Here is a 15,138-nt window from a genome sequence, read left to right as displayed (position 1 = left end):
TTCGTACGGTTACGGGAAGGTGGGCGTGCGGGACTCCCACGCCGCCCACAGCTGCGCGTACCGGCCGCCGGCCAGGAGCAGCTCGTCGTGGCCGCCCTCCTCGGCGACCCGGCCGTCCTCGAGGACGACGACCCGGTCGGCGGACCTGGCCTGGGTGAGCCGGTGCGCGACCACGAGCGTGGTGCGGCCGGCGGTCGCGGCGAGCGCGGAGTCCTCCAGGTCGCGGGCGCCGTAGCTGCCGGCCTCCGCGGTGGCCTCGTCAAGGATCGCGACGGCCGGGTCGGCCAGGACCAGCCGGGCGAGCGCGATCTGCTGCGCGCGGGCGGCGGTCAGCTCGTGGCCGCCCTCACCGACGACGGTCCGCACCCCTTCGGGCAGCGCGCGGACCCAGTCGGCGGCGCCGACCGTCGCGAGGGCCGCGTCGATCTCGGCGTCGGTCGCGCCGGGCCGGGCGAGGCGCAGGTCCTCGATCAGCTCACCGGCGAAGACGTGCGTCTCCTGGGTGATGATGACGACCTGGGAGCGCAGCAGCTCCGGGCCCATGTGCGCGACCGGCATCCCGCCGACGCCCGCCGACCCGGCGGCCGGCTGGAGGATGCCGGCGGCGACGGCGGCGAGGGTCGACTTGCCGGCGCCGGTGGAACCGACGAGCGCGACCCGCTGCCCAGCCTCGATGCGCAGGCTGACGCCGTGCAGGACCTCGGGGCCGCCGGGGTAGCCGAACCGGACGCCGGCCAGCTCCAGCGAACTGTCCGAGGGGGACTGTCCCTCGACGGTCGCCGGGCGCTCGTCGGGGATGGTGACGACCCCGACGAGCCGGGCCAGGCCGGCGCCGCCCGCCTGCAGCTCGTCGAACGTGTACAGCAGCATCGACACCGGGTTGAACAGCCGGTGGAACAGCACGGCCGCGGCCGCGGTCCCGCCGACGGTGACCGAGCCGTCCCGCACCAGCAGGAAGCCCGTGACGACGATGACGGTGAGCCCGGCGAACTCGGCCCGGTTGATCCGGCCGACGAAGCGGGTGAAGAGGCTGAACACGTTCACCGACACGTCGCGGGCGCGGGCGGAGGCGGCGTCGATCCCCCGCAGGTGCGGGGTTTCCAGGCGGTACGCGTGCACGGTCCGCAGCCCCTGCACGCTCTCCAGCAGCAGCTGGGACCGTTCGCCGACGGCGGCGCGTTCGACGGCGTAGCCGGGGCCGGAGCGCGGCAGATACCAGCGCAGCGCCAGGACGTACAGGGGCGCGGTGACGAGCCCGGCGAGGCCGAGCCGCCAGTCGATGCCGGCCATCGCGGCGACGCTGAGCGCCGCGAGGAGCACCGAGGACGTCATCGTCGGCAGCACGTCCGTGACGGCCTTGTTGACCGCGGCGACGTCCGGGCCGACCCGCGACATGAGCTCGCCCTTGCCGATCCGTTCGAGGCGGGTCGCGGGCAGCGTGACGGCGCGGGCCACGACGTCCTCCCGCAGCGCGGCGAGGATCCGGCCGCCGAGCCGCGCGATGAGGTAGCTCGACAGGGCGGTGGTGACGCCGGCGACGATCGCGGCGACGACGATGACGATCGTGATGCCGACGATGTCGGAGGCGGGCGCGCCGGCGCGGACCCGGTCGACGAGCACGCCGAGGGCGTAGACGGGGGTGACGCCGGCCGCGGCGGCGAGCAGGCCGACGGCGAACGCGCCGGCCGCTTCCCCCCACCGGGCCCGAAGCTCACCGCGCAGCCAGCGCAGCGTCTCGCGCCGGTCGGCGATCGGAAGTTGGTTCACCGTAGTACCACCTTCCGGTAGTCGTCGTGGGTCGCGCCGAGTTCGGCGTGGCCGCCCTCGACCGACACCCTGCCGTCGTCGACGACGACGACCCGGTCGGTGACGGCGAGCATGGCGGGGCTGCTGGTGATGACGACGGTGGTGCTGCCCTGCCGGAGCGCGCGGACGGACCGCGCGATCGAGTGCTCGGTGACGGTGTCGACGGCGGTGGTCGGGTCGTGCAGCACGAGGATCGGCGGGCGGGCGAGGAGCGCGCGAGCGAGGGCGAGCCGCTGCCGCTGCCCGCCGGACAGGGTGGCGCCGCGTTCGGCGACGTGCCGCAGCATCCCGTCGGGGTGGCCGTCGACGACCTCGGCGGCGGCCGACGCCTCGAGCGCGGCCGCCAGCGCTGCCTGATCTCCTGCCTGGTCCGCTGCCCCGCCGTCCTCCAGCAGGGCGACGTTGGCCGCCACGGTGCCGGTGAACAGGTCCGTGTGGTGCGGCTCGACGAGCATGAGCGCCCGTGCGCCGGCCGGCTCCAGGTCGTGGAGGGCCACCCCGCCGAGCGTGACCGACCCTTCGAACTCGTCCGGGGGGACACCGCCGGCGAGCAGCCGCACGAGGGCCTCGCCGTCGGCGGAGCGGGGGGTCACCACGCCGACGAACTCGCCGGGGCGCACCGTCAGGTCGAGGCCTTCGAGGGTGCCGTGGCGCACCGCCGCCAGTACAAGATGCGGCTCTGCGACGGTCTTCTGCTCTGCCCCCGCCGGCAGGAGCAGGTCGGCACCCAGGACCAGGGCGCACCGGTCCGCGGAGGCGCGCGCCTCCGCGACCCAGCTCGGCACGATCGCGAGGAGCCCGATCGGCTCCAGGAGGAACTGGGCCAGGCCGATCACCATGATGAACTCGCCGACGCTGATCCGGCCGTCCAGGGCGAACCAGCCGGCGAGCACGGCGACCCCGCAGGCGAGCAGCGCGCTGCCCGCGGTGGAGAACGCCAGGTAGCGGCTCTGGGTGCCGGCGGCCCGCAGCGCGGCGCGCAGCGAGGCCTGGCTGACGTCGCGGTAGCGGCGGGCTGCGGCCCGCTCGGCGCCGAGCCCGCGCAGCGGACGGACCCCGCTGACCAGGTCGGTGGCGAGCGCCGTGGCCTTGCCGGCAAGCTCCTGCTGCTCGGTGACCCGCCGGGTGATGAGCGGGCCGGCGAACTGCATGCCGACGAGCACAACCGGCGTGCCGACCAGCACGACGAGGCCGAGCCGCCAGTCGACGGCGAGCAGCACGGCGGCGCTGACGGCGGTCGCGGTGATCGCGCCGGCGATGCGCGGCACGTAGTCCAGCAGGTAGGAGACGTTGTCGGCGTCGGTGCTGGACACCGTGAGCAGCTCACCGGCGCGCAGGTCGGTGCGCAGCCGGCGCGGGTGCACGATCCTCGCGGCCAGCTCGCCGCGCAGCAGGTACGCCTCGTTGGCGATGGCGAGCATCAGCTGGCGGGCGCCGAAGCGGTAGCACAGGTGCAGGCCGACGAAGAGCGCGGCGAGCGCCGCCACCCACAGCAGCAGCGCCGTGCCGTCGCCGGGTGCGACGGCACGGTCGATGCCGACGCCGATGAGGACCGGCACGGTCGCCTCGGCGAGCTGGTGCAGGCTGATGAGGCCGGTGCCGGCGGTGAGGCGGGCCCGGTTACGGGTGAGGGAGCGCCGCAGGATGCGGGATCCGGTCATCGGCGGCATCGTCAGACGGCCGCTGCGACGTCCTGCGCCATACTGTCCCGCAGGCTCTTCGGCCGCAGGTCGGTCCAGTGGCGGTCGACGTAGTCCACGCATTCCTGGCGGGAGGTCTGGCCGCTCTCGCCGAAGACGATCCGCCAGCCGGCCGGCACCGCGGCGAACGTCGGCCACAGCGAGTGCTGTTCCTCGTCGTTGACGAGCACGAAGAACGTGCCGTTCTCGTCGTCGAACGGGTTGCTGGACATGCTTGATGGTTCCCTTCTCACAAGGTCGGTTCAGAGCGTTGCGGTGGCCGCGTGCAGCGCGCCGGCGCGCGGGATGACCAGCGGCGTGCCGGTCTCCGGGTCGGGGATGATGCGGCACGGCAGGCCGAAGACGTCCTCGACGAGGTCGCCGGTCACGACCTCCCGCGGGTCGCCCTCAGCGACGACGACGCCCGCCTTCATCACCACGATGTGATCGGCGTAGCGGCAGGCGTGGTTGAGGTCGTGCAGGACCGCGACCATCGTGGTGCCCTGCTCCCGGTTGAGGCGCAGGCACAGCTCGAGCAGCTCGACCTGGTGCGCGATGTCCAGGAACGTCGTCGGCTCGTCGAGCAGCACGATCGGGGTCTGCTGGGCGAGGACCATCGCGACCCACACCCGCTGCCGCTGGCCGCCCGACAGCGTGTCGACCAGCTCGCCGGACAGTTCGGCGACGCCGGTCGCGGCCATCGCCGCGGCGACCGCGGCCTCGTCGTCGACCGACCACTGGCGCAGCAGCCGCTGGTGCGGGAACCGGCCGCGGGCGACGAGCTCGGCGACGGTGATGCCGTCGGGCGCCACGGACGACTGCGGCAGCAGCCCGAGCCGGCGGGCGACCTCCTTCGCCGGGTAGGCGTGGATCGCCCTGCCGTCCAGCAGGACCTGCCCCTTGGCCGGGGTGAGCAGCCGCGACAGCGCGCGCAGCAGCGTGGACTTGCCGCAGGCGTTGGGGCCGACGATCACGGTGAACCGGCCGTCGGGGACGGCGAGGTCCAGGTCCGTGCTGATCGTCCTGCGGTCGTAGCCGACGGTGATGCGGTCGGCGCGCAACCGGGTCATGCCGCCACCTCCGCTGCGCTCCGGCGACGCCCCGACTCAACCTGCCACATGATTCGCGGCCCTCCACTCATGCTCATCTCCTCGCCTGGCGGGCCAGCAGCCACACGAAATACAGGCCGCCGATGGACACGGTGACCACGCCGACCGGCAGCTGGGTCGGCGCGAACACCCGCTGCGCCGCGAAGTCGCTCGCCATGAGCAGCAGCGCGCCCATGGCGGCGGACGGCACGAGGGCGATCCCGGCGGTGCGGGCGAGCCGGTGCGCCAGCTGCGGCGCGGCGAGCGCCACGAACGAGATCGGCCCGGCGACGGCGGTCGCGGCGGCGATGAGCGCGACGCCGAGCGCGAGGTAGGCGAGGCGGGTCCGCTCGACCCCGACGCCGACCGCGGCGGCCGCGTCGTCGCCGAGCTCCATCACCTGCAGCCGCCGGCCGAGCGCCGCCACCCCCAGGCACAGCGCGCCGATCGCGGCGGCGGCCGGCGTGACCTGGTCCCAGCCGAGGCCGTTGAGCGTGCCCTTGCCCCAGATCGTGGCGGCGACGGCGGTCTGCAGGTCCATCTTGATGATGAACCACTGGTTGACGGAGCTCAGCACGGCGCTGACCGCGATGCCGACGATGATGAGCCGGAAGCCCTGGACCCCGCGCCGCAGCGAGAGCACGTAGACCAGTACGGCGGTCGCGATCCCGCCGGCCAGCGCGGCGGTGGCGGTCGCGGGGTAGCTCTTGCCGATGAAGACGACGCAGACCAGGACGCCGGTGTACGCGCCGGTGCTGAACCCGAGGATGTCGGGGCTGCCGAGCGGGTTGCGGGTCAGCGCCTGGAAGATGGCGCCGGAGACGCCCATCGCGGCGCCGACGAGCAGCGCGAGCAGCACCCGGGGCAGCCGCCACTCGACGACGACGAGCCGCACCGCGCGGGACCCGTCGCCGGACAGGGCCTGCAGCACCTCGGCGGGCGTCGCGGTGAACTCGCCGGTGCCCAGCGCGAGGACCGCGAACGCCGCGGCGGCGAGCAGCAGCACGACGCAGGTGACGGCGACGCGCACCCCGGCGCGCACCGAGACGCCCCGCCCGGCCCGCAGCGTGAGCACCGTCCGTCCGAAGTCGACGGTCCGCCGCCGCGCCGCCGGATCCACTGTGGACTTCGCCACGGGCGGCGACACGAGCGGCTTCACAGGGCGCTCGCCGAGCGGCGGCGGACGAGCCAGATGAGCACGGGCGCGCCGATGAACGCGGTCACGATGCCCGCCTGCAGCTCGCCGGGGCGCAGCACGACCCGGCCGACGATGTCGGCGGACAGCAGCAGGACCGGCCCGCCGACGAGCGTGAACGCGAAGATCCAGCGCTGGTCGGGGCCGGTGATCCAGCGAGCCACGTGCGGCACCATGAGGCCGACGAAGCCGATCGGCCCGACCGCCGCGGTCGCCGCGCCCGCGAGGAGCGTCACCGACAGCACGGCGCCGGCGCGGGTCCGGCCGAGGCCGGCGCCCAGGGAGCGGGCGAGGTCGTCGCCGAGCGCGACGGTGTTGAGGGACCGGGCGACGAGCAGCGCGAGGACGAGCCCCGCGACGACGAACGGCGCGACGGCGCCGATGACGTCCCAGCCGCGGCCGGTGAGCGCGCCGACGTCCCAGAACCGCAGGTAGTAGAAGGCGCGCGGGCGCACGAGCCGGACGCCCGAGGCGATGCCGTCGAGCACGGCGCCGAGCGCGACGCCGGCGAGCAGCAGCCGCACCGGGGTGGCCGGTCCCCGGCCGACGGCGGCGAGGGCGTAGACGAGCAGCATCGCGACGACGACACCCGCGAACGCGAACCACACGTACGCGGTGATGCTCGACAGGCCGAGCAGCCCGATCGCGACGACGACGAACAGCCCGGCGCCCGCGTTGATCCCCAGGACCTGCGTGTCGGCGAGCGGGTTGCGGGTGACGGCCTGGATGACGGCGCCGGAGATGCCGAGCGAGGCGCCGACGAGGATCGCCAGCACGGTCCGGGGCACCCGCAGGTCCCGCACGATCGACTGGTCGCCGGTGCCGGTGTAGTGCGCGAACGCGTCCCAGATCGTCGCCGGGGACAGGTTCTTGGTGCCGACGGCGATGCTCAGCAGGCAGACCACGGCGAGCACGCCGACGGACCCGGCGAGCCACCCCGCCCGGCGGGCGTTCGTGGCGGCCAGCCCGGCCGGCCTGCTCTTCCCGGCGGCGGCCGGCTGAAGGTCCGGCACCACGGCACGCCCGGGTGCCGGCAGCGGGCGTGCCGTGGTGGGCCCTCCAGTGGGCCCCGCGGTGAGGACCGCCGCGCCCGGCGGCTCCGGTGTGGTCGACCGGCTCACGCGTAGGAGCCCGACCCGGACAGTGCGGGCACGGAGGCGCGGCGCCGATCGCAGACCGACTCCAGGATCTCCGCGGAGCGGATCGCGGTGTTGGACAGCAGCGACGAGCTGATGCCGTGCGTGTGCTCGGTGCCGCCCTGCAGGTAGATGCCGGCCAGCACGCTCGCGTCGGTGCGGATGCGGTAGTCGCGCTCGACGACCGCGCGCCCCTCATCGTCGTAGTGGCACCGGCCGGCGAGCTCGCCGAGCAGCGGGAACGGGTCGGCGGGCGTGTAGCCGGTGGCGCAGACGAGGACGTCGGCGTCCAGCACGGTGCGGGTGCCGGTGAGCATCGACTCGACGGTGACCGCGACCCGGTCGCCGAGCTCCTCGGCGGCGGTGAGGCGGGAGACGTTGAGCAGGCGCAGCCGCTGCGAGCCGAGGACCTTCTCCCGGTACACCCGGCGGTAGAGCGCCTCGATGAGGTCGGTGTCCACGACGGAGTAGTTGGTGTTGGCGTGGTACCCGAGCAGCATCGACTTCACCTGGGCGGAGGCGTCGAAGTAGTCGTCGACGGCCAGGGGGTCGAAGATGCGGTTGGCGAAGGGGCTGTCGTCGGCGGGGCTGTAGCCGTAGCGGGACAGCACGCCGCAGACCTCGGCCGAGGGGAAGCGCTCGTGCAGGAACGCGGTGACCTCGGCGGCGCTCTGCCCGGCGCCGACGACCACGAACCGGGACGGGTCGGCGCCGGCCAGATCGTCCACATTGGTCAGCAGGTCGCGGCTGTGCCAGACGCGCTTCGACGCCTCGATGCCCGGCGGCAGGGCGGGGCGCAGCCCGCTGGCGAGCACGACGTTGCGGGCGCGGACGGTCCGGCGGGCACCCGTCCGGTCGCGGGTCTCCACGTCGTACGCGCTGATGGTGTCGTCGTCGAAGACGGGGCGGACCGCGGCGACGTCCTGGCCGTAGCGGACCATGTCGTCCACGCGGGCGGCGGCCCATTCGAGGTAGTCGTGGAACTCGACCCGCAGCGGGAACAGGCTCTTGTGGTTGACGAAGTCGATGAGCCGGCCGCGCTCCTGCAGGTAGCACAGGAAGCTGAAGGAGCTGGTCGGGTTGCGCATCGTGACGAGGTCCTTGAGGAACGAGACCTGCATCGTCGCGTCCTCGATGAGCATGCCCCGGTGCCAGCCGAACGAGGCCTGCCGCTCCAGGAACACGGCGCTCACGGGCGTGCCGCCGGCGGCGGCGCGCTCCTGCACGGCGATCGCGAGCGCCAGGTTCGATGGCCCGAAGCCCACCCCGACCAGATCGAAGACCGGTCCTTGATCCCCGCGCGGCTCTGGCATCGCAGTCCCATCGTCCATGTCGAGCCCGGCTCGACCGCTCCGCCTCCACCACCGACCGGCGAGGAGTTAGGGAAGCCTAACCTTAGTTTTCGCGCTTGTCACGACCACCCTGCGGCTACCACGTGAATGAAGGGTAGACTAACCTAACTCCCGATCGAAGGCTATGGCATCGAATGCCGTCACTCATCTGGGAGGCCCCATGCGCGTCGTCATGTTCGGATATCAGACCTGGGGGCATCGCACGCTCCAGGCGCTGCTGGCCTCCGAGCACGAGGTCGCGCTGGTCGTGACCCATCCGGTGAGCGACCACCCGTACGAGCGGATCTGGAACGACTCCGTCGCCGACCTCGCGACCGGACACGGCGTCGAGGTGATCATCCGGGACCGGCCCGGCGACGCCGAACTGCTCGACCGGCTCAAGCAGGCGGACCCGGACGTGATCGTCGCCACCAACTGGCGCACCTGGATCCCGCCGGAGATCTTCGAGCTGCCCCGCCTCGGCACCCTCAACGTGCACGACTCGCTGCTGCCCGCCTACGCCGGCTTCTCCCCGCTGATCTGGGCCCTCATCAACGGCGAGCGTGAGGTCGGCGTCACCGCGCACATGATGGACGCGGAGCTCGACGCGGGCGACATCGTCCTGCAGCGGGCGGTCCCCGTCGGCGACCGCGACACCACGACCGACCTGTTCCACAAGACCCTCGCCCTGTTCGGCCCGATCACCGTCGACGGCCTGGACCTGATCGCGTCCGGGCGCACCGACTGGACCCCGCAGGACCGCTCCAAGGCCAGCTTCTTCCACAAGCGCGCCGAGGAGGACAGCCGCATCGACTGGACCTGGCCGGCGGAGGACCTCGACCGGCTCGTGCGGGCCCAGTCCGACCCGTACCCGAACGCCTTCACGTACCACCGCGGCCACCGCATCCGGATCGTCGCCGCGTCGGTGTCCAAGGGCGTCTACGGCGGCACCCCGGGCCGCATCTTCATCCGCGAGGGCGACGCCGTCGTCGTCGTTGCCGGCGCCGAGGCCCGCCGAGGCCGCAGCCACGGCCTTGCCGTCGAGCGGATCCGCACGGAGGACGGCACCGAGCTCGCCGCCAAGGACTACTTCACGACCATGGGCGGATACCTCACCGCCCGGCGGTGACCGCTCAGCCGCACCGCGCCGGCGGCTGCGCCGCAGTGGCCTCAGTGGCCTCAGGGGTCGCCGGCACACCGGCGGTCTCCTCCGGGGCGGACGCGGCGACGGCCTCCGGCGACACCGGCGCGGGCGACGCCGCGGACCTGCTGACCGGAGGGGTCTTCGACGGCGCCGGCGCGGCCGCGGTGGCGCCCGGTCGCTGCACGGTGCCGACCGTCAGCGTCACGCCGCTCAGCGTCGTGCGCCGGCCGGCGGTGTCGGTCACGCGGACCGTGAACGGCCCGTTCCCGGCGCCGTTCTGCGCGATCCAGTAGTTGTAGTCGGTGTGGCTCAGCGCCTTCCAGCCGCCGCCGGACTGCAGCTCCACCGCCGACAGCGGGTTGCCGGTGTTGTCCAGGCGCAGCGCCAGCCAGTACCGCGACGAACCCTCCTTGACCCGGACGGTCATCGGACCGGGCACCGGCGGGCTGGTCACCCGGCTGTAGGTCACCTTGATGACCCCCGCGACCGGGTCGCCGATCTTCGCGAACGCCTGCCGGCTCAGGTCCAGGTGCCCGGCGGCGCACTCCGGGCAGCGGTCGGTGACCTTGACCCGGACCGTGCCCTTGGGCCCCTTCACGTCCAGGTAGCCGCCGCACGCCGCGCCGGCCGCGTACTCGGCGTTGCCGAGCGCCACCACGAGCGGGTTCGGCACCTGGTCGAACGAGCAGTTGCCGCCACCGTCGGCGGCGTAGAACGTCGCCTGCCCCGAGGACGCCGCGGGCGCGGCACACGCCGCGCCGGACGCCTGGGCGACGAGCGCGACGGTCGCGGTGCCGGCGACGACGGCACCGGCGGCCGCGACCACCCACGCGCTGCGGCGCGTCCACCACGGCTGCTGCGGTTCGGGGTTGTCCAGCACGATCGGCATCGTAGCCGGACTCCGGACCGCCGGGCCGCCGCCAAAGGAACGCTTAAGAGCGACCGGCAATAGGTCCATGACTCGGCGGGTAGGCACCCGGGGTAGCAAACAGGCACGGGTCCATTGATCATCGGAGTTCTCTACGCTTCGTGATCGATGGAGTCCCGTGCCTGCGTTGCCATCTTCGTTGTTCGAACCTGTCTGGGTCCAGTTCGCCGCGCTGTGGCCTGAGCAACCCGAGTTCGACCCTTCGCATCCGCTGGGCTGTCACCGCCGCAGGATCCCGGACCGGGTCGTGTTCGAGCACGTCATCGCCGCTCTGGTGCACGGGTCCGGGTATGAACGCGTCGCGTCGGTTGCCTGCTCGGACCGGACGATCCGCCGACGTCTGCGGTTGTGGGCCGACGCCGGTCTCGGCGAGCAGGTCCACGAACTGGCCCTGGACGCCTACGACCGGATGATCGGCCTGGACCTGACCGATGTCAGCGCCGACGGCGCCATCACGAAAGCGCCGTGCGGCGGCGACCGGGCCGGCCGGTCCCCGGTCGACCGCGGCAAAGGCGGCATGAAACGCTCGACCGGCGTGGACGGCTACGGCATCCCACTCGGCATGACCGGCGCCACCGCCAACCGGCACGACTCGCCGCTGCTGCGTGACACCTTCGAAGCGTGCAGCACCCAACTACGCCACCGCTGGCCTGAGCAGGTCACCGCCCATCTCGACCGCGGCTACGACAACAACCGCAGCCGCGACCTGCTCGCCGAACTCGGCTTCGACGCGCAGATCGCCCGCAAGGGCGTACCCGCCCCGATCCAGATCGGCAAACGCTGGGTCGTGGAACGGACGAACTCCTGGATGAACAGCTTCGGCAAGATCCGCCGCTGCACCGACCGCGACGCCAGGATCGTCGATTTCTACCTGTACCTGGCCGCCGCCATCGTCACCATCCGTCAACTCATCCAACGCGCACGCACGCACTACCGCTGGGACACCCGACCGACAACCCGCCGACTCAAGTGACACCTATTGCCGGTCGCTCTAAGCCGCCGCAAAACTCAGCGGAGGCCGGCGAACAGGTCGTCCTCCGGCAGCGGCGCGCCGGTCGTGTCACGCACCCGCAGGAACGTCTCCACGCCCATCAGCGCGGTGAAGCGCTCCCGGCCCATCTTCAGGAAGAAGATGTTCTCGCCCTGGCTGGCGTGGGCGGCGAGCGCGTCGTACTTCTGCGACCCATACGCCCTGGTGTCGACCCACGTCGTGATCTCCTCGTCCGGCAGGCCGATCGGCGGCCCCTGCGGAGCGGTGTCCGACGCGGGGTCGGGCTCCGGGTCCGGCACGTCGAACTCGACGCCGAGCTCGCGCAGCGTCCGGCCGAACTCCTCCATGCCGGAGCGGGGCACGGTCGTCCAGTACACCTTGGCGGGGCTGCCGGTCAGCTCGACCGCGGCCATCGTGATCCGGTGCGCCTGGATGTGGTCGGGGTGGCCGTAGAACCCGTTCTCGTCGTAGGTGACGATCACGTCCGGCTCGTACTGCCGGATCAGCCCGGCGAGCCGCTCGGCGGCCTCCGGCACGGGCGTGGTCCAGAACGAGCCGGCCACGTCGTTCGTCGACCAGCCCATCATCCCCGAGTCGGGGTAGCCGAGCAGCTCCAGGTGCGACACCTTCAACGCCGCGCAGGCGGCCTCGAGCTCCTCGGCGCGCATCGCGGCCACCGCATCGGGGTCGTGCCCGGGCTCCCCCGGCTTCACCCCGCCGGGCCCGTCGCCGCAGCGCCCGTCGGTGCAGGTCACGAGCACGGTCGTGATGCCCTCCGCGGCGTACTTCGCCAGCACGCCACCGGTGCCGGTCGCCTCGTCGTCGGGGTGTGCGTGCACTGCCATCAGCGTCAAGGGTCGCTCTGCCATGCGACCCACCCTATCCACTCGCGCGCGCGGCTCAGGTCCACGCCGGGCCTGCCGATAATGTGGCGTGCGGGGGCGTGGGTCACGACCGGCGGGCGCGGCAGCCGCGGGCCGCGCCGGCGATCCGGCGCGCCTGGAGACGCTGCACGCCACCGGTCTCCTGCACGCCGGCGGGGTGCCGTCGCTGGACCGGCTGACCCGGCTCGCGCGGCGCGCGGTCGGGGTGCCGGCCGCGCTGGTGTCGCTGGTCGACGCCGACCGCCAGGTGTTCGTGAGCGCCGCCGGCCCCACCGGCGCGCGGGACTCCCCGCTCGCCCAGGCCTCCTGCCGGACCGTGGTCGACGACGGCGCGCCGCTGGTGATCCGGGCCGCCGAACGGCCGGACCTGGTCGCCGCCTTCGTGGGGTACCCGCTGCGCACCCCCGACGGGCAGGTGCTCGGCTGCTTCTGCGTGGCCGACGACGCGCCGCGGCAGTGGAGCGCCGAGGACCTCGACACGGTCGCCGACCTCGCCGGCGCCGCCGAGGTCGAGCTGGCGCTGCGGCTGGCCAACAGCGAGCTGCTGCTCGCCTCGACGCGGACGCAGGCGGTGCTGGACAGCGCCGCCGACGCGTTCGTGTCGCTCGACGCCGCCGGCACGGTCCTCGCGTGGAACCTCGCCGCGGAGCGCATGTTCGGCCGGTCAGCGGCGGAGACCCTGGGCGGGCCGGTCGGTGTGGTCGTCGCCGGCACGTCACGGGACGCGTTCGCCGCGTGGCTGACGGAGACCTCCAGGGCCGCCGGGAGCGGATCGGCCGGCACCCTCGAGGTGACCGCGGTCGACCGGGCCGGTCGCAGGTTCCCGATCGAGGTCATCGGGCAGCCGTACGTGGAGCGCGACCGACCCGTCATCCACGCGTTCGTGCACGATCTGAGCCCGCGGCAGGCCGCGCGGCGGCAGCTGGACGCCGAGCGCACCTTCCAGCGGGCACTGCTGGACAGCCTCGACACCGCCGTCGTCGCCTGCGACGGCGAGGGCCGGATCGCCACCGTCAACCGGGCGTTCCGCGACGCGCACCCGGGCGTGGCGGTCGAGCCGACGAGCGCGCCGATCTGGGCCGGCACCTACCAGCTCTACGCCGCCGACGGCCGGCGCCGGCTGCGGCCCGACCAGGTGCCGCTCGCCCGCGCGTTCGCCGGCGAGCACGTGCACGGCGAGGAGATGGTCGTCGGCGACCCCGGCGGCCCGCAGCGCCGGTTCCTGTGCAACGGCCAGCCGATCGACGCCCCGGACGGCGGCCGGCTCGGCGCGGTCGTCGCGATGCACGACATCACCGACGCGCACGGGGCCGAGCGGCTGCGCGGCGCGCAGCTCGCGGTCGCGGAGGCGCTGACGACCGCGGCCGGGGCGGCGCAGGCGGCGGGCGCCGTCGTCGAGGCGGTCACCGTCGCGCTCGACTGGGCGCTCGGCGAGTACTGGCACGTCGACCCGGACGCCGGCGTCGCCGACCGGCTCGGGGTGTGGGTCTCCCCCGGCCGGGCCCGGCCCGCGTTCGTCGACGACGCGCCGCCCGCCGGCCCCGGCGACGGCATGATCGGCCGCGTCTGGAGCACGGGCCGGCCGCAGTGGCTCGGGGACATCGGGCAGCTGCCGTACCCGTCGCCGCGTCGGGACGACGCCCTGGCGGCGGGCCTGCACGCCGCGATCGGGCTGCCGGTCCTCAGCGGCGGCACCGTCCTCGGCGTGCTGGTCTTCGCCACCGAACGGCTCGTCCCGCCCGACCCGGACGTCCTGGCGATGCTCGACGGCGTCTGCGCCCACATCGCCCGGCACATCGAGCGGCTGCGCGCCGACGACCTCAGCACCGCCCTCGCCGCCGCGCGCCGCGACTTCGACCGGGTCGTCGCGAACGTGAACGACTTCGTGTGGACGGTCGAGGTGCTCCCCGACCGGTCCGTCCGCTCCGTCTACGCGAGCCCCGACGGCGGTGGCGTCTTCGGCTCGCCGGTGCCCGCCGGCACCGACCTCGCGATGGCGCTCACCGACCGGGTCCACCCGGAGGACCACGTGCTGTACGGCGGGTTCCACGCCGCGCTCGCCGCCGACCAGCCGGCGGAGATGGAGGTGCGGGTCACCGGCTTCGACGGCGTCACCCGCTGGGTCTGGACCCGCGCGGTCCCGCGGCGGGAGGGCGGGCGGCTGTTCCTGGACGGGATGAGCACCAACGTCACCGAGCGCCGGATCCTCGCCGAGCACCGGGAGGAGCTGCTCGCCGAGCAGCGGCAGCAGGTGCGGCGGCTGCGCGAGGTCGACCGGATGAAGGACGACCTCGTCGCGCTCGTGTCCCACGAGCTGCGCAACCCGATCGGCACGATCCTCGGGTACGCGGAGATCATCGGCGACGAGCCCGGCGTCAGCGACGACGTGCGCCACTACGGCGAGGTCATCCGCCGGCACAGCAGCCACATGCAGCAACTCGTCGACGACCTGCTGGACCTGGCCCGGCTCGGCAGCGCGAGCCTCGCCGTCGACCCGCGGCCGGTGCCGCTGACCCGCTTCCTGCGCGAGGCGGTCGAGGACCACCGGCCGGCCGCGGACGCGAAGGGCGTCGCGCTGCGCCTGGACGCCGCCGCGAACCTCACCGTGCGGGCCGACCCGGCGCGGCTGCGGCAGGTGCTGGACAACCTGCTGTCCAACGCCGTCAAGTACACCCCGGGCGGCGGCACCGTCACGGTCGCCGCCACCGCCGCCGGCACTGAGGGCCCCGCGTCGGTCAGCGTCACCGACACCGGCATCGGGATCCCCGCCGAGCAGTACCAGCAGCTCTTCACCCGCTTCTTCCGCGCCTCGACGGCCCTCGCCCACGGCATCAAGGGCACCGGTTTGGGCCTCGCCGTCACCAAGGCGATCATCGACGCCCACCACGGCACGATCGCCGCCAGCCCGGCCGACCCCACCGGCACGACCTTCACGTTCACCCTGCCCTGAGCCCCG

The 15,138-nt window shown here is 73.7% G+C and carries 12 protein-coding genes; 3 read left to right on the top strand and 9 right to left on the bottom strand.

The genetic code is table 11. The annotated features are described in order from the left end of the window. Positions 1-9 precede the first annotated feature (9 nt). The 7 genes from ABD332_RS02100 to ABD332_RS02070 all read right to left on the bottom strand — a co-directional run bounded on the left by ABD332_RS02100 (position 10) and on the right by ABD332_RS02070 (position 8,217). Positions 10-1,767 carry an ABC transporter ATP-binding protein gene (locus ABD332_RS02100; RefSeq protein WP_344498881.1) on the bottom strand — a complete coding sequence of 586 codons (1,758 nt, stop codon included), beginning with the start codon at positions 1,765-1,767 and terminating at the stop codon, positions 10-12. Then, positions 1,764-3,467, bottom strand: a complete 1,704-nt coding sequence (locus ABD332_RS02095) for an ABC transporter transmembrane domain-containing protein (RefSeq protein WP_344498879.1) — start codon at positions 3,465-3,467, stop codon at positions 1,764-1,766. Before ABD332_RS02095 ends, ABD332_RS02100 begins: the two co-directional genes overlap by 4 nt. A gap of 11 nt (positions 3,468-3,478) precedes the next feature. Then, on the bottom strand, positions 3,479-3,718 hold the full coding sequence (locus ABD332_RS02090; RefSeq protein ID WP_344498877.1) for an MbtH family protein: 240 nt from the start codon (positions 3,716-3,718) through the stop codon (positions 3,479-3,481). Positions 3,719-3,748: 30 nt separating this feature from the next. Next, positions 3,749-4,555: an ABC transporter ATP-binding protein gene (locus tag ABD332_RS02085; protein ID WP_344498875.1), complete on the bottom strand. Its 807-nt coding sequence runs from the start codon at positions 4,553-4,555 to the stop codon at positions 3,749-3,751. A gap of 73 nt (positions 4,556-4,628) precedes the next feature. Next, positions 4,629-5,732: a FecCD family ABC transporter permease gene (locus ABD332_RS02080; RefSeq protein WP_344498873.1), complete on the bottom strand. Its 1,104-nt coding sequence runs from the start codon at positions 5,730-5,732 to the stop codon at positions 4,629-4,631. Beyond that, positions 5,729-6,781 (bottom strand): FecCD family ABC transporter permease, encoded by a 1,053-nt coding sequence (locus ABD332_RS02075; RefSeq protein WP_344498871.1) that lies wholly within the window; start codon positions 6,779-6,781, stop codon positions 5,729-5,731. Before ABD332_RS02075 ends, ABD332_RS02080 begins: the two co-directional genes overlap by 4 nt. Before the next feature lie 104 nt (positions 6,782-6,885). Next, positions 6,886-8,217, bottom strand: a complete 1,332-nt coding sequence (locus ABD332_RS02070; RefSeq protein ID WP_344498869.1) for a lysine N(6)-hydroxylase/L-ornithine N(5)-oxygenase family protein — start codon at positions 8,215-8,217, stop codon at positions 6,886-6,888. A 199-nt stretch (positions 8,218-8,416) separates the two neighbouring features. Here ABD332_RS02070 and ABD332_RS02065 point away from each other — a divergent pair, with 199 nt between their 5' ends. Next, positions 8,417-9,364 carry a methionyl-tRNA formyltransferase gene (locus ABD332_RS02065; protein WP_344498867.1) on the top strand — a complete coding sequence of 316 codons (948 nt, stop codon included), beginning with the start codon at positions 8,417-8,419 and terminating at the stop codon, positions 9,362-9,364. Positions 9,365-9,368: 4 nt separating this feature from the next. Here ABD332_RS02065 and ABD332_RS02060 read toward each other — a convergent pair whose 3' ends face one another. Continuing rightward, on the bottom strand, positions 9,369-10,259 hold the full coding sequence (locus ABD332_RS02060) for an expansin EXLX1 family cellulose-binding protein (RefSeq protein ID WP_344498866.1): 891 nt from the start codon (positions 10,257-10,259) through the stop codon (positions 9,369-9,371). 166 nt (positions 10,260-10,425) lie between these two features. On the opposite strand from ABD332_RS02060, the gene ABD332_RS02055 reads away from it, so the two are divergent. Then, positions 10,426-11,280 carry an IS5 family transposase gene (locus ABD332_RS02055; RefSeq protein ID WP_344498865.1) on the top strand — a complete coding sequence of 285 codons (855 nt, stop codon included), beginning with the start codon at positions 10,426-10,428 and terminating at the stop codon, positions 11,278-11,280. 35 nt (positions 11,281-11,315) lie between these two features. Here the strand turns inward: ABD332_RS02055 and ABD332_RS02050 are convergent, their stop codons facing one another. Next, the gene (locus tag ABD332_RS02050) at positions 11,316-12,167 is read right to left on the bottom strand and encodes a PIG-L family deacetylase (protein ID WP_344498864.1); all 852 of its coding nucleotides are present in this window, start codon (positions 12,165-12,167) and stop codon (positions 11,316-11,318) included. A gap of 64 nt (positions 12,168-12,231) precedes the next feature. Between ABD332_RS02050 and ABD332_RS02045 the strand changes: the two genes are divergently transcribed. After that, on the top strand, positions 12,232-15,132 hold the full coding sequence (locus tag ABD332_RS02045; RefSeq protein ID WP_344498862.1) for an ATP-binding protein: 2,901 nt from the start codon (positions 12,232-12,234) through the stop codon (positions 15,130-15,132). The last annotated feature ends 6 nt before the right edge of the window (positions 15,133-15,138 follow it).

The sequence above is a fragment of the Dactylosporangium maewongense genome, assembly GCF_039531485.1.
GTDB classification, from domain to species: domain Bacteria; phylum Actinomycetota; class Actinomycetes; order Mycobacteriales; family Micromonosporaceae; genus Dactylosporangium; species Dactylosporangium maewongense.
Note: the sequence above shows the minus strand (reverse complement) of the source record. Positions and strands in the feature narration are given on the sequence as shown.